Genomic DNA, 21,425 nt, shown 5'->3' with positions numbered 1-21,425 from the left:
TGGGCGAGGCTTACTCTGCGTCCGCGTGGGAGGTAATGCGCTCGAAAACGTCTTCAAGGTCTTCGTTGTCGGCGACGACTTGCTCGGTCGGTGCGTCGAGGAGCACACGTCCCTCATCGATGATGACGATGCGGTCTGCATCCTTGCGGGCCTCGGTGAGGTAGTGCGTGGCGAAGAGGAGGGTGCGACCTTCTGCGGCCTCGGCACGCATCGTCTCCCAGAATGCGCGGCGGGCGAGCGCGTCCATTCCCGCGGTTGGCTCGTCGAGGATCAGGAAGTCGGGGTTGCCCGCCAGTGCCAGGGCGAGGCGTACACGCTGGCGCTCGCCTCCAGAGAGCTTGTCGATCGGACGTTTGGCCAACTGAGTGAGTTTTGTGCGTTCGAGGAGCTCGTCGGTAGGGATCGGGTTGGCGTGCATTGAGGCCACCAGATCGATGGTGTAGCCGACCCTGCCGTCTCGAGGCATTGAGCCAGTTTGGAGCATTGCTCCGACGAGGGAACGGCGCACGGCCTCACGTGGACTTATTCCGTAGACGCTGATCTCACCCGAAGTTGGTGTGGCCAAGCCAAGGACGATGTCGAGGAAAGTGCTCTTGCCTGCGCCGTTAACGCCGAGGATCGCAACGATTTCGCCGGGCATCAGGGTGAGGTTGACTCCTCGCAGTGCCTCGACGGGGCCGAAAGACTGGTGGATGTTGGTCGCCTGCAGAGCAGGGGCTGCTTCTGTATTCATGGTTCAAGTGTGTGCGCCCATGAATGAGGCCAGAAGTGTCCTTTGATGCAGGAGTCCCCATGACAAATGTCATGGGGACTCCTGCGCGGATAACACGCCTACTAGGGATGCTCAGAGCTCGTCGGGTCTTTGGATGAATATCCTAGGGCTGAGGTTTTTCGTCGAAGATGATCTCTTCTGTTATCCAGACATCGCTCCAGCGAGGGTGAGTTATTTTGCACTGCGCGTAGTACTTTTGGTTTCCTTCGAAAACATTCATGTACACGCTGTAGTAAGCCATTCCCTTATCGTCTGCGGTCTTTCTGATGGAACGTTTAGAGGTAAGGCTAATATTTCGTTGGAGGTTCTCTTTAAGTGCACGACTGCACTGTTGCTCGACAATCGCTTCTTCGTCTGCATCAGTGCTTTCGTAATGAGGCTGAGTCGCGGAAACTGACGGTGCCACAGAATTTGAGGGCGTTGGTCTTGATGTTTCTTGCACAGAAGGTGATGGGGCAAATGGAAAGCTACGCCACAAGAAAAAGACAGCGGTTATCGCGATGATGACGAGTGCAACCCAGATTATGACAGGCTTCTTTGTCGGGGACTTTGCCGGTTCTGGATGCGGAGATTGTTGTGCTTGGCCGTATCTTTTGAGCGGAGCGTAAGTTTCGACATGTGGAAGATGTGGAGATGCCTGAGGAACGGGGGAGTCGGCGGAAGGCATGAGACTAGGCATGGGTGATCCTGACAACAGGAGTAGGTGTCGGTGAAGAACTATCCGAGATTGTTGGAGTCGGCAAAGGAGTGGGGTCAATTTTCACGTTGGTCGTGTCAAACGAAAAACTGATGCTTTGGACTTCTTTACTCAACACGGCTGTGCAAGTCACGTCATAGGTTTGCACAGCTTCTGTTCCAATGGATCCTGAGACTATTCCGGTCATCATGTATTGAGTGCCGGCTGAGCCATATGGTCCGAGCTTCGTAATGTTCAGTGCTCGGATGCCTACCAGTGAGAAGCCGGGAGTATTCTTGATCTCCATGCTGCACCGGCTAACAACTTGTCTCCCAATCGATTCTCCTACTGGTTGTTCAGGGGAGGAAGACGGTGAGGAAGTTGCGCTCAATGAGCTTGGTCCCGGTGTTGGAACCGGTGAGGCTCCCCGCGTGGAGGAATGCCACAGGAAGAAGCCAATAATCAGTGCAAGCACTATCGCAACTGCAATCCACACAATTGCTTTACCTTGGGGGTTTCGCGGTTTTAGCTGCGTAGAGTGAGGCGTCTGCTGCTCCGTATACTGCCCATGCAGTAGTATCGGTCTGCTACCCTGCGGGAGCGGTGAAGCTTCTTGCCCAGCCGGGTATCCGGATTGCACGGTGGAATCAGGCATGCGTCCCTCGTTCATTGCTGCGGATTCGGGTCGACAAAGGCTTTGATCTCATATGAGTCACTTGCCTTCACGTGAGTAGCTGTGCACTTCATGTGGAAAAGGGCCGACGAAAAATCGGTATCTTCCTTGTACTTTCGTTCTGCATGTACCGTTCCGTCAACCTCGTATTCTTCATCGCCGTTGTCGCGTGTTCCGGTTTTCTTGAGATAATCCGTAGAGACAGCCTTGGATTGGTAATCATCGCGGAGAGACTGAGCGGCTGCACTCGAACACTTGAAAGTAATCATCAGCCATGTCTTTTCATCGATACCGTCATCTCGGTTCTTCGTCGTTGGTGTCGGGGTGGGGAAGAATGATTGAGACGCGGCGGGAAGCAGGGTGAGATCGACTGCCCCGTCAACGTTGAAAGTATCGCTGGCCTCGACATAAGTGACAGGGCAGGTGATTTCGTACCTGCTTTGGACTGAGGATCCCTTGGCATAGCCCGTCACCGTGGCGGTGTAGGTGTACTTCACCTTCCCGGCGGTATTTTTATCGGTAATTCTGAGCGTCTTGGTTTTGATCTGGAGGAGGAGGTCCATCTTTCCGGATGTCTGTGACGCATTGGCGCATTTACTTTGGACCTTCTCAATAGTGTCTTCATCGATGCCATCGTCAATAGGATGGGGTGGAATCCAGTCGGGGAGAGACGCTGACGGTAATGGAACCGATGATGACGTGCTTGGAGTCGGTGCTGGTTGAACCTTCTGAGTGGAACTATTGCGCCACATGAAGAAGACAACAATCAACGCCAAAATGGTGAGAGCTGCGATCCACGTAACGATTGGTCCCTTAGCGATGTTTTCTCTTGGAAGCTCATCGTGAGGAGGCATTGGCAGCTGCTGCTCGTCCTCGGATGTCCGATATTCTCCATCCTGAGGAACAAATGGAGTTCCTTGGGGAGCGGAATCTCCCGAATTTGGGGTGAAATCAGACATGCGCTCTCCTTTCTGTGAGCAGGATGCAAATTGACAGCGCCGATGTCCTTCCTAGCAAGATCACTTCTCGCCGTGGAACGAAAAATGCCCCTCACTCAATCGGATCTGTCCCAATCGATGAATCCTCTGTCTTCCACAGGTCATCATCTTTTACATGGACGACCGTGCAGCGAGCCTCATACTTAGTTTGTCCTTCGAAGGCATGGCCCTTGACGTTATATTGCTGGTCACCATTCGAACGCGTTTCGCCGATCTGAATTTCGTCGACAAAGACGACGTTAATGGGGCGAGTGCTGTTCAGTTTGGCAGTGATCGAACAAGATTTTTCAATGAGCATCGCAGTTTTGTCATCGATTCCCTCGTGGCGAGTTTTAGATGGGCTTGGTGAGGAAGATTTTGCCGTGGGAGATTTTGACGCAGTCGTTGAAGTCTTGGGTTTGGGTGAAGGAGAAGTCGGCTTGGGTGTCGGCGTGGAAGAAGTGGGAACGGGTGTGGGGGAAGAAATAGACGGAGTGGGCGCGGGCGAAACGCTCGTGCTCGAAGACCTCCACAGGAAGAAGGCAAGAAGGAGTACAAGAACCGCAACTACTGCGATCCACACGTATAGAGGGCCTTTGTTGAATGATGAGCGAGGCGCAGGCGGATATGGTCCTTGTTGAGGCTGGAAACCTCCCTGTGGTGCCTGATACTGGCCTTGAGGATATGGAGCTTGGGGATAAGAACCTTGGGGAGTGTACCCGCCGCCGTAGGGTTGGGGGCTTGGGGATCCTGGTGCCGGAGTGAAGTTAGACATCGAATAATTCTCTTTTACTACTACAGATGGCGGACATAGCTTATCTAGTTACTCCCCTTGCAGATCCTAGGGGAGTAACTAGATAAGCTCCTATTTGACGGGATTTTCGTGCACAGTGATCTCTTCCGTCGCCCAGATTTCACTCCACCTGGGGTGAGCGACCTTGCACTCAAGAAGGTACTGAGTATCGCCTTTATATCCGAAGACCGAAACATCGAAACTCATGTCTCCATTTGGAGTCTCAGACCGATACATGTCATCGACTTCGGTTCGGTCGTACTTCTGGTCAACATACTGTTTAATGGCATCGGTGCAGCTCTTCTCAACGAGAATTGCCGTGTTGTAGTCGATGTCGGGGAAACGGGTAGGTGTCGGCTTAGCAGAAGTCTTTTTCTTCGTTGGAGAAGCTGAGTGCGACGCGCTTGTCGTTGATTCGCTTGGAACGGGTGCCGCGGACGTCGGCGTAGGAGTCGGCGGTACCTGAGGCGTGAAACTGCGCCACAAGAAAAAGACAGCGACCAACGCCAGGACCGCAACAATCGCAACCCAGATCATGACCGGACCTTTATTAACTGGCGGCTTTGGAGGAGCAGGATACGGGGATTGCTGGGGCTGGTATTGTCCCTGGAACGGCGGGTAAGCGCCGTCTTGTGGAAACTGTGGTGCTCCCTGGGGTTGAGGGTATTCGGGGTAAGGCGTGAAATCACTCATGGGGTCTTCTTAACAACAGGCGTCGGAGTTGAACTATCTGAGACAGCGGGGGTTGACACAGGCGTGGGCTCAATCTCGACGCTGGTGGTATCGAAGACAAAGCCAACCCCGGCCGCTGCTGGATCGTCTGCCACAACGGCGGTACACGTCATTCGATAGGTTTCTATGGCATCGGATCCGTTTGATCCCGAAACTAGGCCGGTCATCATGTATTGAGTGCCGACATCACCGTAGCGTCCGATTTCTTTGATCGTCAGCGCCCTAATTCCCTCAAACTTGGGGAAGCGAGGGGTGTTTAACACGCCGATCCTACAGTTAGCAACCACATCATGTCCGATGAAGTCATCAACTTTTTCTCCGGTGTCAGAAGAAGCAGTGGCGTTCGATGATGGTGATACCGGGGTCGGAGTCGGAGATGCTCCCGGAGTTAAAGCTCGCCAGGCGAAGAAAGCTGCGACCGCAAGAAGAGCGATGACAACTGAAATCCAGACAATGAGCTTGATGCTGCGCTTTGGAGTTGCCGGCAGTGGGTTCGGCGTTTGCGGAGAGGGATATTGTCCCTGAGGCGGTGGATACACGCTTCCTTGGGGGAACTGCGGGCTACCTTGGGGAGCCGGGTAGCCCGGGGTGGGGGAGAAATCAGACATGAGTTCCTCGTTCATTGGATCGGATTCGGGTCAATCTCTGCCTTCACGTCATATGAATCATCTGCCTTCATATGAGTAGCGGTGCACTTCATTTGGAAGAGGCTTGAAGAGAAATCGGTAGATTCCTTGTACTTACGTTCTGCATGAACTTTTCCAGTCAGCTCGTACTCCTCGTTGCCATTACTCAACGTCGCGGTTTTCTTGAGGTAATCGATTGACACTGCCATGACTTTGTAATCGTCACGAATAGATTGCGTGGAAGCGTTTGAGCACTTTTCAAAGATGATCATCCATGTTTTCTCATCGATGTCATCATCGTGGAACTTCCTAGTCGGTGTCGGAGCCGGCGAAGAAGATTGTGAAGGATCGGCAAGCGGCGTAAGACCCACATCTCCTACAACAATGAACGTGTTACTTGATTGAGTGTGAACAACGCTGCAGACGATCTCGAAGCTGCTCGTTGAAGATGAACCCTTTGCGTAGCCGGTCAAGGTGCCCGTGTACGTGTACTTCATGTCGCCGTTGCCGAACTTTCCTTCAAAGTGCACTGACTTTGTTTTAATCTCCTTGACGGCGTCCACCTTCCCAGACTTGGTAGCCTCGCTCCAGCACGCACCGCGGCTCCCCGAAATGGTTTCTTCATCGATCCCATCATCGACGGACTGTGAAGGGTTCGGATTGGGGGTGGCAGATGAGAAAGACGAGGGATCAGGGGCACTTGGACTTGGCGACGGTGAGGTACCGCGGCCGGACGTGTGCCACAAGAAAAAGACAACAACCAATGCAAGAACGGTCAGTACCGCAATCCATGCGATGATCGGCCCCTTTGAACTGGGGTTCTTCTCAGGTTCGACATACGGAGCTTGAGGAGCCTGATAAGGAGCTTGTGGCTGCGGGTAGGCTCCGCCTTGAGGGATCACAGGAGGGCCCTGGGGAGCTGGGTATCCGGAATTTGGTGGAAAATCAGACATAAGCTCCTCGCACATCTCCCTCGTTTAACGATTAAGTGGTCTCAGTCTACGTTCCAGCACGCATCTGGGTGAAATCTCTTCCTTCCCATCCACGCAACGATACCCACAAACGCGGCGCCCCCATGGCCTCGTCGATAGAATAGGCCCAGCTCAACTTAGGGAGGACTCATGACCGGGGAATCATTCTTCGCGCATCATTCGCATGACGAGGCAGAGCAAGCCGCTCCCGCTTCGCAAGAAGAGCAGCGTCCGGGGACAATTCCAGCTGACCTCATTCCCTACCTCGAAGAAGCTGACCGCGTCGACGAAGAGGACTTCGATAATGAGTCAGCAGATAGTGAGCCCGACGAACGCGATCTTGCCCTCGAGGCGCTGGCGCTGAACTCGATGCTCCTAGGCCCAGACCCGTCAATCCTCGCTGAGCTTGAAGGCGACTACTCCCAGTGGGGAGAAGATTGGGAAGAAGAACTTGCTGAGCGGCGCGCAGAAGACGCACACCGCGAAGCTTTGACGGATGCTGCCCATAGTGCTCGGATGGAAGCGCGCGTTGAGGAAATCTACCAAGAAATCATCGCGAGGGTCCCCGAACATCAGGTTCAACCGACCTTGGATCGTGTGAAAGAAACGCTCGATATCTTGGGTGATCCCCAAAATAGCTATCCCAGCGTGCACATCACCGGCACCAATGGAAAGACCTCAACAACGCGCATGATTGACGCGCTTTTAGCGGCAAGCGGCGTGCGAACCGGACGATTCACCTCTCCGCACCTCGTTGATGTCCGCGAGAGAATCACCATCGAACAAGAATCGATCTCTGCAGAAGAATTCGTGCGCACGTGGGACGATATTGCTCCCTATATTGAAATGGTCGACCGTGCCCACGCCGAAACAGATGGAACCCGACTGTCATTTTTTGAAGTCTTCACGGTTATGGCTTTTGCAGCCTTTGCTGACCACCCCGTTGACGCTGCCGTCGTCGAAGTTGGAATGGGAGGCAGATGGGACGCGACGAACGTTATCGATGCTGGAGTCAGCGTCATCATGCCGATCGCGATCGACCATGAAAAGTGGCTTGGATCGACCATTCGCGAGATCGCAGAAGAAAAGGCAGGAATCATCAAGCCCGGTCAGATCGTGATCGTTGCCCGCCAAGAGGAAGAAGCCTTGCGGGTGATCGAAGAGCGTGCGGCCAGCGTCGATGCAATTGTTCGCCTTGAAGGTCGAGACTTTGAAGTCCTTGATCGTCAGCTTGGGGTCGGTGGGCAAATGATTACCGTCCGTACCCCTGCAGCAGTCTATGAGGACGTTTTCGTTCCCCTATTTGGTAGCTACCAGGCGAATAATGCTGCAGCTGCGATCGCAGCCGTCGAGGCCTTCATGGGCGGGCGTGCGCTGGATGCTCGCCTTGTCGAGGCCGGGATGCTTGCCGCTACTTCACCGGGGCGCCTTCAAGTTGTGCGCCACTCGCCGACGATTATTGTGGACGCCGCGCACAATCCTGCCGGTGCACACACCCTGGGTGAATCCATTTCCGAGGCCTTCGACTTTGAACGCATTGTTGGCGTCTATTCGGGGATGGGGGATAAGGATATCGAAGGAGTGCTCGGCGAGGTTGAGCCCTACCTGGACTCCCTTGTGGTTACACAGATGCCCGGAGTGCGCGCAAAGCCGGCCGAAGAAATTGCCGAAATTGCGCGCGATGTTTTCGGGGAAGACCGCGTGGAAGTCCACGAGGATATTCTCGAAGCAATTGCCGCTGCCGTTAACCTTGGCGAGGCCGGGGACGAGAGTGCACCCGCAACCGGCGTTGTTGTTTTTGGTTCGGTTCTCTTAGCTGGAGAAGTCCTGCGTCTCATGGGAATTCGCCCCTAGTAATTTCATGGCGAGCATGGCATGATTTTGAGTAAATCCAGCTCAGGGGGTAGATAGGGTTGACTCACTCGCGCACAGAGCTTGCCGTGAGCTCATCGCCCTCTGTTCCTGTTGCCGTGATTTCTGGTGGTGGCGGGGGACATGAACCGATGGATTCAGGTTTTCTTGGCCAAGGGATGCTCAGTGGCTGCGCGACCGGAGAACACTTTACTGCGCCTTCTGCCCCGGATATTGCTCAGCTCATCACTCGAATGATCGAAGAGACCCCTGCGGAAGAAGTCCTTGCTATCGTCAAGAACTACACCGGGGATGTGCTCAATTTTCAACTGGCAGTGGAGCTTCTTGAAGACACGGGCGTTGCCTGTACGCTGGTATACGTTCATGACGATCTAGCAACTCGCGGGGTTTCGCAAGGAGCGCGAGGAATTGCAGGCACAGTCTTATACGAGAAAATTCTTGGTGCCGGCGCATCGCTTGCAATGACAAGCGAGGAGCTCGGTCAGCTTGCAGCCGAAATTGAACAGACGATCGTCAGCTATGGGATTTGTTTCCGTGCCCCTACAACGCCCGACGGAAAGCTCTCCTTCGATCTTGCCAAAGGGCATGCCGAAATGGGAGTTGGAATCCACGGAGAAAAGGGCGTTTCAACGCTTCCGTATTCGACGCGCTCCGAGGTCATTTTTCAAGCCGTTAAGGAAGTTTTTAGCCAACTTCCTCCAGGCAGCGAAGAAGTGATCGTTCTGGTGAATAACTTGGGGTCTGCCCCTGAGGAAGACCTGAAATATGCGTGCTCCGCAATAGAAGAATATGCACGTTGCATTGGCGAAACTATCGCTCGTATGAAGAGTGGGCGTTTTGTCACCAGTGACGATATGGACGGTCTGTCGCTGACCTTAATGCGCGCGCGTCCGGATATCCTTACCCTTTATGATGCTCCGACCCTTGCCCCCGCATGGAGTGAATGAAATGAACACCATCAACACACAGTGGTTTACCCAGTGGATGCGCCTGTGCGCCGCCTCCTTGCTTCGCGAAGAAGAACGCCTGACCGAACTTGACCGTCAAATCGGTGACGGTGACCACGGTACGAACATTACGCGTGGTTTTACCCAGGTTGAGAACGCCCTCGCAGATTCCGAGTGGAATTCGCTGTGCGAAGGACTCACCTTGGTTGCGAAGACTCTGATGACTCATGTTGGGGGAGCCTCCGGGCCCCTATACGGCACTGGTTTTCTCAGAGGTGGCCGTGCCCTTGCGCAGAATTCTGATTGTCCGGACAGTGAGGCGATCACAGTCTTGTATGAGGCTATTGCAGAAGGAATTTCACAGCGCGGTAATGCAAGTGCTGGCGATAAAACCATGCTCGACGCATGGCTTCCCGCGGCCCAAATCGCACGAGAATTGGCCTCGCAAGGAAAAAACGTTAACGAGGTACTGCAAGCCGCTGCGCATGCCGCACAGCGTGGAGCTGCACTGACCGAGGGGATGAAGGCGCTCAAAGGACGTGCGTCTTATCTTGGAGAACGCTCGATCGGACACGTGGATCCGGGGGCTGTTTCTTCAGCAATCATCATCATGCAGGCAGCCCGTGCTGCCGCCGACGATTAGGACATAACAATGGCGTGTGTTGCATTCGTGATCATCTCGCACAGTCAGGAACTTGCTGAAGGCGTTGTTGAACTTGCCTCTCAAATGGCTCCCGACATCCATTTCGAGCTTGCTGCGGGGGAGGATACTGGCGGTTTAGGCACGTCTATGAGCAAGGTCGAAGATGCCCTTGATCGAGCGCTCGCACGCATTCATAAACCCGGTAGCGACTCGTGTCGGCGCGGTGTGCTTCTCCTGACAGACTTGGGTTCTTCGACCATGGTCGCCCAGACCGTCCTTGAGCTACGCGGTAACCCGAAAGATTGCATGTGCGTGACTGCCCCCTTGGTTGAAGGGACGGTTGCTGCTGCGGTCGCAGCCCACGGTGGTAGCGGGCTTGCCCAAGTCGCGGTTGCTGCCTGTCAAAGCGCCATTGACTTGGCGGAGCGCGCCCGCACTGAAATTGCGCAAATCACGAGTGTTGTTCTGGAGCCATCTTCTTCCCGAGTTTTTGAAATTACCTCGCAGCAGATTCTTGAAGAAGAAATGACAGTCAGTGACCCTGCTGGCCTGCATGCCCGTCCTGCCGCACTTCTTGTCCGAGCTCTTGCTCCAATGGATGCGCAGGTCTGGATCAATGATGTTGATGCCTCCTCTGTTTTGGAGCTCATGTCCTTGGGGGTTCGCCAGGGCCAGCACATCCATGTCCGCGCGCAGGGCCTCGAGCGCGAAGAAGCAATGCGATGCGTCCGGGAAATGCTCCAAGGACACGGAAGTTGATCGAAATTCTGCTGAATATCTTCAGGAAGCTTTAGGCTTAGATTCGTGCACCTTAAAACACTTTCACTGAGAGGATTCAAATCCTTCGCAAGTGCAACGACTCTACGTCTGGAACCCGGGATCACCTGTGTGGTTGGTCCGAACGGTTCTGGAAAGTCCAATGTCGTCGACGCTTTAGCGTGGGTGATGGGTGAGCAAGGTGCTAAAACGCTTCGCGGCGCGAATATGGCTGACGTCATTTTTGCCGGAACATCAGGTCGCGCACCCTTGGGACGAGCACAGGTTGACTTAACCATCGACAACAGTGACGGCCTCCTTCCCATCGACTACTCCGAAGTCACCATCAGTCGCACTCTTTTCCGAGGCGGTGGCAGCGAATACGCAATTAATGGAACTCCGGCCAGGCTCCTGGATATCCAAGAATTGCTTTCTGATACCGGTATGGGCCGTCAAATGCACGTCATTGTCGGGCAAGGGCAGCTCGACACGATCTTGTCGTCAACGCCGGAAGAACGCCGCGGTTTCATTGAAGAGGCTGCGGGGGTTCTCAAGCACCGCAGGCGAAAAGAACGCGCATTGAAAAAACTAGGGGATATGGATCAAAACTTGGTCCGGGTCCTCGACCTCACCTCAGAAATCGAGCGTCAGCTGCGTCCTCTTGCGCGCCAAGCGAAGATTGCACGTCGAGCCTCGCTCATTCAGGCGCGTGTACGCGACGCAAAAGCGCGTCTTCTTGCCGATGATCTGATGATTGCTCGAGATCGGCTTCAGCGCGGATCTGATGATGCTGACGTCCAGCATGAGCGCCTAGCACATCTGCAAGAAGAAGAAACACTCAGGAGCGCCGATATTCGACGCCTGGAAGAAGAGGAGCGCCTCCGGCACCCGCAGGTCGCACAGGCAATGGAAGAATGGCAATCGCTCACTGCAATTGCCCAGCGTCTCGATGCCACCATGACGATCGCTCGTGAGCGTGTGTTGACTCATTCCCAACCGGAATTGGCCCCTCAAACCGAAGACCCCGCATCCTTGGATGAACGAGCACAAGCCGCCAGCCACGAGGATGCACAGATTCTTCAACGAGTTCAAAGCGCCCAGAGTCGAGTCGACGAAGCTCTTCGTCTTCGCGGCGAAGCCGAACGCCTCGATGACGAGGCCCAGCGTGCCTTGGCACAAGCAAACCGACTTCTCGCCGACTATCGCGAGGCCAGTGCGCGCCTCAGTGCGGGTCTTGCCTCGGCATCGTCACGCTTTGATGCCGCCCAGGCGGAAGCAAAGCGCGCAAAGACCCAGGTAGACGCGGCCCGAGAGCGTGAGGCGAAGGCCGCTCAGGAGGCGCAAGCCTATTCGGAAGATCATCCCAGCAACGATTCACTCGCCTCGAAAGCACTCAACGCTGCACAAAAAACTCGAGAAGAAGCACGCGAGAAGGTCGATGCGCTGCTTGCACGTGAACGCGACGCTCGAGCTGAACGCGCACGTTGGGAAGCGCGCCGCGATGCACTCGCTCAAACTCTCACTCCCAGCGACGGTACCGCCTCGTTTATGGAAGCCAAGGGATCGATGGGTGATCTGCCCAGTGGCGTCCATGTCGATGCCGGATATGAGAATGCAATTGCTCAGCTGCTTTTCCCCTTCTCGGACGCCTTGGTGATGGATACACACGAGCACGCCTGGGAGAACGTTCGCGATGCCGACGAGCGCGGCCAGGGACAAGTCCGTTTTCTCATCGCAGATTGCGCGGCGACTAACCGCAAGCCGGCCCAACTTGAGGGAATTCCGGGCAAATGGGCCAGAGACGCCGTCACCTCGGAGCGTTTTTCTGCTCTCCTCGATGTGCTCCTTGACGGTGCGTGGGTGTCGCAGACCATTGAAGAAGCGCGAATTGCTATTGTCCGCCCAGAAATTGAGTGCGTAGCAACTGCGCGCGGGGACCTCATGACGAATTCATCCGTGCTGGTAGCGGGGGAGGAGAGCGCTTCACCCCTTGCCTTGCGGGCACAGTATGAGGAAGCAGCGGCGGCTGCCGCGGAAGCATTAAAGCGGGAAAGTGATGCTCAAGAGCAACTGAGTGAAGCCAACGCTGCTCTGGACCAAGCTGTGCGTGGAGCAAATGACGCACTCAAGGCGCTTCGTGAAGAGGACGCACGTCAAGCGAAGATCGCACAGGAGGCGGCTCGCGTTCACAGCGGCGCTCGTGCCGCTCACGCGGAAACAACGCGTGCCGAAGAGACCCTGAAACGCGCCGAAGAACAACTTGAGCACGCGCGCATTGCCCACGAAAATGCGCAGGAACGTGCGCGAACCGGCGCACTTGAAGCTCCCGATGTTGATCTCGAGGCCGCGACTCGCCTCGCCGAAGAACGTGCAGCTGCAGCGCGCGCGGCACGGGAAGAAGAGACGCAGGCGCGCCTTGCTTTGCGTGCAGCAGAAGAAGAATCACGAGGCGCAGCCTCGCGCGCCCGTAATCTTCGACAGGCCGCTGCCCGTAGTCGCGAGGAAAGGATTGCCTACCAGCGCAGGGAAGAACGCCGCAAGCGTGAACTCGCACGTGCTCAAAGCGTTCTAGAAGAGGCACAGCGGGGCTTCGAATATGCGCAAAGGGCAGTTGCCGCGGCAAAGGGACGCCGCGACGCCATCGAAGTGGCGCGGCGTGAAGATTCGGAGAAACTCGCGGGAGTTCGCGCTCAACTCGATGCCGTTCGCGCTCAAATTTCTGAGCTCACGCTTGCCTCCCAACAGGCTCAGATTCTGCGCGCGGAATTACGGATGCGTGTCGAGCAACTTGAGGGGCGTTCTTTGGAGGAAATCTCCATGGAAGCAGATGACCTGATCGAGCACTATGGTCCGCATAACCTAGTCCCCATCCTCACCGAGGACGCACTCAACCAGGTCAGCCCTAAGGACGTTGAATCGAATGAGGAAGGACAGCCTGCCCAAGAAACAGAAGATTCTGTGCCTTCACGGCCCTATGTACGCGAAGAACAGGTCAAGGTCCTTGATCAAGCCCTCAAAGAACTCGAGAAACTGGGCCGCGTCAATCCTCTTGCTTTGGAAGAACATGCGGCTTTGGCTAAGCGGCACGAATTCCTTGTCGCCCAAGTACACGACCTCAAAAAATCTAAGGCGGATCTTCTCCATATCGTCGAAGATGTCGATCGCCTGGTTCAAGAAGCCTTCGAAGATGCATGGAAGGACACAGCGAAGCACTTTGAACACACTTTCAATGTTCTCTTCCCAGGTGGAGAGGGCCATCTTGTCTTGACTGATCCCGATTCGATGCTCGATACGGGGATCGAAATTGAGGCCCGACCTGCTGGCAAGAAAGTCAAACGCCTCTCGCTCCTCTCTGGCGGCGAGCGTTCTCTTGCTGCCTTAGCTTTCCTCGTTGCGATCTTTAAGGCTCGCCCCTCTCCCTTCTATGTGATGGACGAGGTTGAGGCGGCCTTGGATGACATTAATCTCTCGCGCTTGCTGGAGATCTTCAAAGAATTGCGCGCGACCTCGCAGCTGATTGTGATTACACACCAGAAGCGAACAATGGAAATCGCTGACGCTCTGTACGGCGTCACCATGAGGGACGGTGTGACTCGCGTGGTCTCTCAACGCCTGAATGAATAGGGCGTGCACTTGGCATAGCTGCGTCACTGATGGGAAAGTTAAGACATGATTGAAGGAATTGCGGTCTACATCGTCACCATGATCGTCATGCTTGCTATTGCCTCAGCGGTCATCTTGGGCTTCGCCCTGCACAGGCGTAGTGCTGATCAATGGAAAGACCATTTGAAGAGTCAATCCAGCCAAGAGATTCCGACCCAGATTCCCGAGATCAGCGTCCGTGAAGAGAATATGAGAAACGTGCTTGATAGCTCTCGTAGTTCTCGCGGTTACATGGTTGCCGATGGCCTCCCTGGTTTCGAGGCTGTTGAAGCAATGACCGAACGTATTGAAGACATTGCAAGCCGTCGAGGCTCTCACGCGAAGTCTCGCCCTCGCCAGCAAGGAGAATCGCAAAGCGGTGCCTCCAGCGACGTTGCGCCGACAGAAAAAGCCTAAAAAGGAAGACCTGAGGAAAGATTGACCCATGCAGGCTCTCATGGATTTTGTTCATAACCCGGTGGCACCCATCATTTTGGTGGGAGTCATTGTTGTGCTCGTTGGTGCGATTCTTGCCTTCGCGCGCTCGCGTAAGCCGAAGGATGCCCAGCTTCCTCCCGCTACGCCTACACAGGTGCCTGCCGAGGCCGCGCCTGAAGAACCCCGTGAAAGCGAGGTGGGCGACTCCGATCAAATTCGCGCCGGGCCGGTTGCCGACGAAGAGACCGCTGCGGAGGGGGACGCGGGCGTTGAGCCTGCCTCGGCCTCGGAAGAAGAACCTGCCCAAGAAGTTGAGGTTCCCGAGTCGATTCCTTCGCGCATGGGACGCCTCCGTGCGCGTCTGGCGCGCTCCGGTGCGCTGGGCAAGTCCCTACTTTCCCTTCTGTCTAGGGGAGACCTATCGGCTACCGATTGGGAAGAGATTGAAGACTCCCTGCTGATCGCGGACTTGGGATTGGACGCAACCGAAGAGCTCATGGAGGCTCTCCGTACGCGCGTCAAGGTTGAAAATACCTCGGATCCGCAGGTCGTTCGTGCTCTCTTGCGCGAAGAACTGCTCAAGCTTGTTGGGCCAGACATGGACCGCTCCGTCAACCTCGGTGTCCGCGACGTCGACGGTGTTCGAGTCCCAGCAACGATTTTGATGGTGGGCGTGAACGGTACCGGTAAAACCACGACGACCGGAAAGATGGCGCGTATTTTCCGCGCTGAGGGACACGAAGTTCTCCTTGGTGCGGCTGATACTTTCCGTGCAGCTGCTGCCGATCAGCTTGAAACCTGGGGAAGTCGCGTGGGTGTTGGCGTTGTCCGTTCTGAGCGTGAGGGAGCGGATCCCGCATCAGTTGCTTTTGAATCGGTTGAAGAAGGCATTCGTCGAGGCTGTGACATCGTCATGGTGGATACGGCTGGTCGACTTCAAACGAAGTCTGCGCTCATGGATGAACTTGGCAAGGTTAAGCGCGTGATGGAAAAGCACGCGCCCGTGAGCGAAGTTCTTTTGGTCTTGGACGCAACTACCGGTCAAAACGGCTTGCGACAGGCAGAAGTGTTTGCTGAGGTTGCAGGGGTAACGGGCATTGTCTTGTCGAAGCTTGATGGCTCAGCGAAGGGCGGAATCGTCGTTTCTGTCCAGCGCACTCTGGGCGTTCCTGTGAAGTTTGTCGGGCTTGGAGAAGGCCCAGACGACCTCGCACCTTTCGACCCGAACTCGTTTGTTGATGCGATCGTGGGCTAGAACCCACTACCCTTAAAACCTGGTTCTGTATTTTTGTGCTCGTGAGGAGTAGTCACAGTGGCTTTCTCGGATCTGTCTGATCGTTTGACAGCGTCTTTTAAGAGGCTGCGTTCGCGCGGTGTATTGACCGAGTCTGATGTTGATCAGACCATCAGCGAGATTCGACGCGCACTCTTGGACGCCGACGTCGCGCTGCCCGTTGTTCGCGAGTTCACGACGCAGGTCCGCCAGAAGGCCTATGGAGCGGCCCGCTCTCGTGCCCTCAATCCTGGTCAGCAAGTCGTTCGAATCGTTCACGACGAACTGGTCGAGATTCTTGGTGGCGAAACCCGAGAACTCCACTTCGCTCAGCGTGGCCCCACAGTCTTCATGCTCGCTGGTTTGCAGGGTGCAGGTAAGACGACTTTGGCCGGAAAGCTTGGAAAGTGGCTGCGCGAAGAAGGCAAGTCTGTCTTGCTCGTTGCTTCGGACCTCCAGCGCCCCAATGCGGTTGGTCAGCTGCAAATCGTTGGTGAGCGTGCGGGCGTTCAAGTGTGGGCGCCACAGCCCGGTAATGGTGTCGGCGATCCGGTTCAAGTAGCTCGCTCGGGCCTTGACTATGCGATTACGAACGGTATCAACGTTGTGATCGTTGATACCGCGGGTCGCTTGGGCGTTGACGAAGAAATGATGGCCCAGGCCATTGCCATTCGCGAGGCCGTCAACCCCCACGAAGTCATGTTTGTCCTAGACGCGATGATCGGTCAGGACGCTGTTAATACGGCGACTGCTTTCCGTGACGGTGTGGGCTTTACGGGCGTTGTTCTTTCCAAACTCGATGGTGATGCCCGAGGCGGTGCTGCGCTCTCTGTCCGAGGCGTGACGGGTGCGCCCATCCTCTTTGCTTCAACGGGCGAAGGCTTGGATGACTTCGAGCGTTTCCATGCAGATCGCATGGCCAGCCGTATCCTCGATATGGGCGACATCATGACGCTCATCGAGCAGGCAGAAAAGCGCCTCGATGCTGAAGAAGCAGAGAAGATGGCCAAGAAGGCCATGTCCGGTGAACTCACCTTGGACGACTTCCTCAGCCAGCTCCAACAGGTCCGCAAGCTGGGTTCAATGAAGAAGGTTCTGGGAATGATTCCCGGAATGGCCCAGATGCGTGATCAGCTTGAGAACTTCGATGAACGCGAGGTGAACCGCGTCGAGGCGATTGTTCGCTCGATGACCCCCGCCGAACGCGCAGATGTTTCGATTCTCAACGGCTCACGCCGTGCTCGTATTGCTCGCGGTTCTGGCGTCACGGTTGCTGAGGTCAATAATCTGGTCAAGCGTTTTGAAGCCGCGAAGACCATGATGGGGCAAATGGGGCAGATGGGACCGGGAGGAATGCCCGGAATGGGATCCATGCCCGGAAGCGGCGGAAAAGCAAAGCAGAAGGCGCAAGCTCGTAAGGACCGTGCTCAGCGAGCACGCGTGGCCAAGAAGGCACGTAGTGGTAACCCTGCAAAGCGTCGTCAGCAAGAACTCGAGGCCCTGCTTCCTCCCGAACAGCGTTCAAGTGCGCCCTCGGGTTCGGCTTTTGGTGTGAGTGAAGCCCCGCAAGAAGGCCCTCGCCCGACTTTGGATGATCTTCCTGAAGATATCCGTCGAATGCTCGGCCGTTCCTGATGTATTTTGACGGGCACTTATTGACCGAATCGGGTTGGGTTCGCGGTGTGTGGGCCCTTGCTCCGGTCATTTCGTCCGTTGATACTATTCCGCGAGGAGCACAGGTTGTACGCGGGTGGGCGACCCCCGGCCTCGTCGATGCGCACTGTCACATCGGTGTCGGTCACGGTGCCCGCGTTCTGAGTGCAGATGAACAGCGTGGACAGCTTCGCACTGAGCTCAGTGCGGGCGTGACACTTCTACGTGATTGCGGTTCTCCCGTCGATACCTCGTGGGTTCAAGGCGAGGCTGGTCTACCAGTCCTTATTCGATGCGGTCGTCACATCGCTCGCCCCAAGCGCTATATTCGAGGCCTTGCTCGCGAGGTTGAGGATGCCAGGGATCTTACTGCGGTTGCGCTTGAAGAACTGGCACGTGGCGACGGCTGGGTGAAGATCGTGGGGGACTGGATCGATCGCAGTAGGGGAAGGGACGCGGATCTTGAGCCTTTGTGGCCTCGCGGTGCGCTTGTCGAGGCCGTCGCGGCGGTGCACGAGTCAGGTGGCCGCGTCGCTGTTCACGCCTTTTCTCATCGCGTCATTGATGATCTCTTAGAAGCTGGAGTGGACAATATTGAACACGCCAGCGGAATGGATCGCGACCAGATTGCGGAGGCATGTTCCCGGGGCGTAGCAGTGTCAGTCACTATGCTGCAACGCGAGCTTTTTGGGGAGTTTGCCGAGCAGAGCCGCATCAAGTATCCGCGTTACTCGGCGACGATGAAGGGGCTATCGAAGAATCGATATGAACAGGCGCAGCTTCTTTTCGACTCGGGGATAACGATTTTGCCGGCAAGTGATACCGGCGGTTATCAAGAACCTGGGAGTATTCGCGGTGAGCTTGACGCATGGGCGAACTTGGGAGTTCCAGCCGATGAGATCCTGTCGCGTGCAACGCTCAAGGCTCGACAGTATCTAAGATCCACTGCGGGTTTTCTTGGCGGGATCGCAGATCTGATGATTTATGAGCAATGCCCCTCACGCTCGGTTGACGCTCTTCTTCATCCGACGCAGATCTGCCGCGGAGGAATGCTTGTTGCCTCGGTCTAGGCTCGGATTCAATCCTGGCGGTGATGAAGACCACCGCCAGGATTGAAGTCTTTATGCCAATCGGCTTGGAATAACCCTTTATTACTGGCATAATTGTTCGCTGTACTCGACGTGCGAAGAGCCCTCTCATCTGAGTTCGTCGCGTCCCGGGATAATCATCGTCTGTGTTTCCCTACCTGACGTATGTCTGTCCCACACCGATTTGAAACAGGAGTGACCACAACAGTGGCAGTTCGCATTCGTTTGAAGCGCATGGGCAAGATCCATGCACCCGTTTACCGTGTCGTTGTCGTTGACTCGCGCAAGAAGCGTGACGGCCGCGTCATCGAAGAGGTCGGTCTGTACGATCCGACCCCGAACCCCTCGACCATCGAGATCAAGTCTGACCGCGTGCAGTACTGGCTCGGCGTGGGCGCACAGCCCTCGGACCAGGTTCGTAACCTGCTCGTCCTGACCGGCGATATCGCTCGCTTCAATGGCAAGGCTGACGCAGTGTCCCGCGTTCAGTACGCAGATGCCGACAAGGCAGCCGCTGCTGCTCAGGCCATTAAGGACGCCGAAGCCGCTGCTGAAAAGCGCAAGGCAGACGCCTCCGCCAAGAAGGCTGAGGAAGAAGCTGCTCGCAAGGCTGAAGAAGAAGCCGCACAGGCCGCTGCCGCTGAAGAAGCTGCAGAAGAGCCCAAGGCTGAAGAAGAAGCTGGCGAGGAAGCCTGATTATGCTTGCTGATGCACTCGAACACCTGGTCAGCGGAATTGTTGACCACCCCGAAGACGTGCGGGTTTCATCCCGTTCCATGCGTCGCGGGCAGATGCTTGAGGTTCGCGTGAACCCGGAGGATCTGGGACGTGTCATCGGTCGTGGTGGTCGCACGGCTCGTGCGCTACGCACGGTGGTCAACGCACTCTCCCCGCGTGGGAATGTTCGCGTTGATGTTGTTGACACCGACCGCGAGTGACAACGCAGTGATCTCAAACGGGGACCTGGCTCGATCAGGTCCCCGTTTGTCGTTCCTATGACAAGGACTTTCCCATGCTTATGACGGCAGCACTGATTGGCCCCGCACACGGACTACGCGGGGAAGTGATTCTCGATATCCGTAGCGATGATCCCGAACTTTTCATCAGCGGGACAGTTTTTGAAACCTCGGAGCAGTCCATGCCCGAGCTGACGCTTCGCTCCATCCGTCAGCATAAGGAACGCGTGGTCGCCTTATTCGAGGAAGTGAGCGACCGCGAAGGTGCAGAAGCTCTTCGAGGCGTACGTCTGCTGACCGACGAACGCGAAGAAGAAGATGCCTGGTATCCTCACCAGCTCAAAGGCCTGCAAGCACTTGATCTGCAAGGCCAGACCCTGGGAACCGTTAAGGGAATTCAGATGGGGGCGGCCCAAGATCTGCTCTTAGTCGCAACTCAGAGTGGTGTTGTGATGGTTCCTTTTGTTCACCAAATCGTTCCCGAGGTCGATGTCGAGGGTGGAACCGTCACCATCGATCCGCTGCCTGGTCTTTTTGACGACGACGCTGTTGAAGCACGCTGATTCGAGCAGGGAAGAAACCACGAATGCGCATTGATCTGATCAGTATTTTCCCGCAGTACTTTTCTGTTCTTGACCTTTCCCTCATGGGTAAAGCAAGAACTAGTGGGCACTTAGATATTCGCGTTCATGATTTGCGCGAATGGACTCACGATCGCCACCGAACAGTTGACGACACTCCCTACGGTGGTGGCGCCGGAATGGTCATGAAGCCCGATGTCTGGGGTGAAGCGCTCGACGATATTATCGGTGACTCCACAAATTGCGTTTTAGCCGTCCCCACTCCCTCCGGTATTCCTTTTACCCAAAAGAAAGCCCAAGAATTCGCAGCTTTTGATCGCATCATTGTGGCGTGCGGGCGCTATGAAGGAATCGACCAACGCGTCGCTGACCACTACCGAAGCCGCGGCCTCGTCGTTGAAGAATTTTCGATCGGCGATTATGTCCTCAACGGGGGAGAAGTGGCCGCGCTCGTGCTTGTCGAGGCCGTTGGCCGCTTGCTTGACGGTGTGATCGGGAATCCCGATTCTTTGGTTGAGGAATCACACAGTGGCATTGGACTTTTGGAGTACCCGGTCTACACGAAACCTCAGTCGTGGCGAGGACTTGAGGTTCCAACGGTTCTCATGAGCGGAGATCACGCGAAGATCGAACGATGGAGGAGCGACCGTTCGCTTGAACGAACCACTCGCCGACGTCCCGATATTATTTCGCGTATCGATCCACATCAGCTTTCAACTCGCGACCGTGAAGTTATTGCGGCGCACGGCCTGCTCGTTTGCGATGATGGGTTCAGGACTGTTGAGATTCGTCGCGCGAGGAAAGAAGAGGCCGAGGCGATCAGTGCGCTTGCCTCACGCACCTTCCCCCTCGCAGTGCCCGACATGATCCCCGCCGAGGCCGCGCAGGACTTTATCCGCACGGGGCTGACTCCCGAGGTTTTTGCGAAGTATCTTGCTGATGAACGCGCGCGGTGCTTTGTTGCCTGCAGCGACGGAGTACTCATTGCCTATTCTCTAGTCTTCCTTAATGCTCCAGCAGATATGCCGAGGGGAAATGGGAAATACCCCCTTGACGAGCATGCGGCATACCTATCGAAGTGCTACGCGGATCTCGATGTGCACGGCAGCGGAATCGCGGGAGCTTTGCTTGAGCACACGATTGACGCAGTTCGCCACGAAGGCGCGACGCAGATCGTCTTGGGAACCCACATCTACAACGAGCGCGCGCAGCGTTTCTATCGCAAACACGGTTTCAAGAAAGCGGGGCGACGTCATTTCCGACTCAATGATCACGTCGATGCCTCCGATGTGGTCATGGTTCGCCCTGAAGGCGTCTAACTCGCTCTTTCGTAAGGCAAATCACCGTTTTTCGGGA

At 55.7% G+C, this 21,425-nt stretch carries 21 protein-coding genes; 14 read left to right on the top strand and 7 right to left on the bottom strand.

Annotated elements, in window-relative coordinates:
- Positions 1–10: 10 nt before the first annotated feature.
- The 4 genes from HMPREF1627_RS04595 to HMPREF1627_RS04580 all read right to left on the bottom strand — a co-directional run bounded on the left by HMPREF1627_RS04595 (position 11) and on the right by HMPREF1627_RS04580 (position 3,417).
- On the bottom strand, positions 11–733 hold the full coding sequence (locus HMPREF1627_RS04595) for an ABC transporter ATP-binding protein (protein ID WP_034501544.1): 723 nt from the start codon (positions 731–733) through the stop codon (positions 11–13).
- A gap of 142 nt (positions 734–875) precedes the next feature.
- Positions 876–1,451: a hypothetical protein gene (locus tag HMPREF1627_RS10495; RefSeq protein WP_157884992.1), complete on the bottom strand. Its 576-nt coding sequence runs from the start codon at positions 1,449–1,451 to the stop codon at positions 876–878.
- Positions 1,452–2,114: 663 nt separating this feature from the next.
- On the bottom strand, positions 2,115–3,080 hold the full coding sequence (locus HMPREF1627_RS04585) for a hypothetical protein (RefSeq protein WP_034501542.1): 966 nt from the start codon (positions 3,078–3,080) through the stop codon (positions 2,115–2,117).
- A gap of 91 nt (positions 3,081–3,171) precedes the next feature.
- Positions 3,172–3,417, bottom strand: coding sequence for a hypothetical protein (locus tag HMPREF1627_RS04580; protein ID WP_034501541.1), 246 nt, complete (start codon positions 3,415–3,417; stop codon positions 3,172–3,174).
- On the opposite strand from HMPREF1627_RS04580, the gene HMPREF1627_RS10490 reads away from it, so the two are divergent.
- The gene (locus HMPREF1627_RS10490; RefSeq protein WP_157884991.1) at positions 3,410–3,739 is read left to right on the top strand and encodes a hypothetical protein; all 330 of its coding nucleotides are present in this window, start codon (positions 3,410–3,412) and stop codon (positions 3,737–3,739) included. The genes HMPREF1627_RS04580 and HMPREF1627_RS10490 overlap by 8 nt on opposite strands.
- A gap of 224 nt (positions 3,740–3,963) precedes the next feature.
- On the opposite strand, the gene HMPREF1627_RS04570 is transcribed toward HMPREF1627_RS10490, so the two are convergent.
- The 3 genes from HMPREF1627_RS04570 to HMPREF1627_RS04560 are packed head-to-tail and all read right to left on the bottom strand — an operon-like array spanning position 3,964 to position 6,202.
- The gene (locus HMPREF1627_RS04570) at positions 3,964–4,584 is read right to left on the bottom strand and encodes a hypothetical protein (protein WP_157884990.1); all 621 of its coding nucleotides are present in this window, start codon (positions 4,582–4,584) and stop codon (positions 3,964–3,966) included.
- Positions 4,581–5,231: a DUF3824 domain-containing protein gene (locus tag HMPREF1627_RS04565; RefSeq protein WP_158705813.1), complete on the bottom strand. Its 651-nt coding sequence runs from the start codon at positions 5,229–5,231 to the stop codon at positions 4,581–4,583. The genes HMPREF1627_RS04570 and HMPREF1627_RS04565 overlap by 4 nt, the downstream gene beginning before the upstream one ends.
- An 11-nt stretch (positions 5,232–5,242) precedes the next feature.
- Positions 5,243–6,202, bottom strand: a complete 960-nt coding sequence (locus HMPREF1627_RS04560) for a hypothetical protein (RefSeq protein ID WP_034501537.1) — start codon at positions 6,200–6,202, stop codon at positions 5,243–5,245.
- Positions 6,203–6,370: 168 nt separating this feature from the next.
- Here HMPREF1627_RS04560 and HMPREF1627_RS04555 point away from each other — a divergent pair, with 168 nt between their 5' ends.
- From HMPREF1627_RS04555 to trmD, 13 genes are all read left to right on the top strand, one after another.
- Positions 6,371–8,074 carry a bifunctional folylpolyglutamate synthase/dihydrofolate synthase gene (locus tag HMPREF1627_RS04555; RefSeq protein ID WP_034501535.1) on the top strand — a complete coding sequence of 568 codons (1,704 nt, stop codon included), beginning with the start codon at positions 6,371–6,373 and terminating at the stop codon, positions 8,072–8,074.
- Between the two features lie 86 nt (positions 8,075–8,160).
- A complete protein-coding gene (locus tag HMPREF1627_RS04550; protein WP_081940764.1) occupies positions 8,161–9,039 on the top strand; it encodes a dihydroxyacetone kinase subunit DhaK in 879 nt (292 codons plus the stop codon).
- 1 nt (position 9,040) lies between these two features.
- Positions 9,041–9,682 carry a dihydroxyacetone kinase subunit DhaL gene (dhaL, locus tag HMPREF1627_RS04545; RefSeq protein WP_034501534.1) on the top strand — a complete coding sequence of 214 codons (642 nt, stop codon included), beginning with the start codon at positions 9,041–9,043 and terminating at the stop codon, positions 9,680–9,682.
- Between the two features lie 9 nt (positions 9,683–9,691).
- Positions 9,692–10,441, top strand: a complete 750-nt coding sequence (locus HMPREF1627_RS04540) for an HPr family phosphocarrier protein (protein ID WP_034501533.1) — start codon at positions 9,692–9,694, stop codon at positions 10,439–10,441.
- 45 nt (positions 10,442–10,486) lie between these two features.
- Positions 10,487–14,062, top strand: a complete 3,576-nt coding sequence (gene smc, locus HMPREF1627_RS04535) for a chromosome segregation protein SMC (RefSeq protein WP_034501531.1) — start codon at positions 10,487–10,489, stop codon at positions 14,060–14,062.
- A 45-nt stretch (positions 14,063–14,107) separates the two neighbouring features.
- Positions 14,108–14,497: a hypothetical protein gene (locus HMPREF1627_RS04530; RefSeq protein WP_052040845.1), complete on the top strand. Its 390-nt coding sequence runs from the start codon at positions 14,108–14,110 to the stop codon at positions 14,495–14,497.
- Between the two features lie 28 nt (positions 14,498–14,525).
- The gene (gene ftsY, locus HMPREF1627_RS04525; protein WP_034501530.1) at positions 14,526–15,773 is read left to right on the top strand and encodes a signal recognition particle-docking protein FtsY; all 1,248 of its coding nucleotides are present in this window, start codon (positions 14,526–14,528) and stop codon (positions 15,771–15,773) included.
- Positions 15,774–15,830: 57 nt separating this feature from the next.
- Positions 15,831–17,426: a signal recognition particle protein gene (ffh, locus tag HMPREF1627_RS04520; RefSeq protein ID WP_034501529.1), complete on the top strand. Its 1,596-nt coding sequence runs from the start codon at positions 15,831–15,833 to the stop codon at positions 17,424–17,426.
- A gap of 20 nt (positions 17,427–17,446) precedes the next feature.
- A complete protein-coding gene (locus HMPREF1627_RS04515; protein ID WP_158705812.1) occupies positions 17,447–18,514 on the top strand; it encodes an amidohydrolase family protein in 1,068 nt (355 codons plus the stop codon).
- A gap of 225 nt (positions 18,515–18,739) precedes the next feature.
- Positions 18,740–19,228, top strand: a complete 489-nt coding sequence (gene rpsP / locus HMPREF1627_RS04510; RefSeq protein ID WP_034501527.1) for a 30S ribosomal protein S16 — start codon at positions 18,740–18,742, stop codon at positions 19,226–19,228.
- Between the two features lie 2 nt (positions 19,229–19,230).
- Positions 19,231–19,470 carry an RNA-binding protein gene (locus HMPREF1627_RS04505; RefSeq protein WP_034501525.1) on the top strand — a complete coding sequence of 80 codons (240 nt, stop codon included), beginning with the start codon at positions 19,231–19,233 and terminating at the stop codon, positions 19,468–19,470.
- Between the two features lie 74 nt (positions 19,471–19,544).
- Positions 19,545–20,051 (top strand): ribosome maturation factor RimM, encoded by a 507-nt coding sequence (gene rimM / locus HMPREF1627_RS04500; protein WP_034501524.1) that lies wholly within the window; start codon positions 19,545–19,547, stop codon positions 20,049–20,051.
- 23 nt (positions 20,052–20,074) lie between these two features.
- Positions 20,075–21,388, top strand: a complete 1,314-nt coding sequence (gene trmD / locus HMPREF1627_RS04495) for a tRNA (guanosine(37)-N1)-methyltransferase TrmD (protein WP_034501523.1) — start codon at positions 20,075–20,077, stop codon at positions 21,386–21,388.
- Positions 21,389–21,425: the final 37 nt, after the last annotated feature.

Source organism: Actinomyces sp. S6-Spd3 (assembly GCF_000758755.1).
Classification (GTDB): domain Bacteria; phylum Actinomycetota; class Actinomycetes; order Actinomycetales; family Actinomycetaceae; genus Pauljensenia.
The sequence above is the reverse complement of the archived record's forward strand: the minus strand, read 5'-3'. Positions and strand labels throughout refer to the sequence as shown.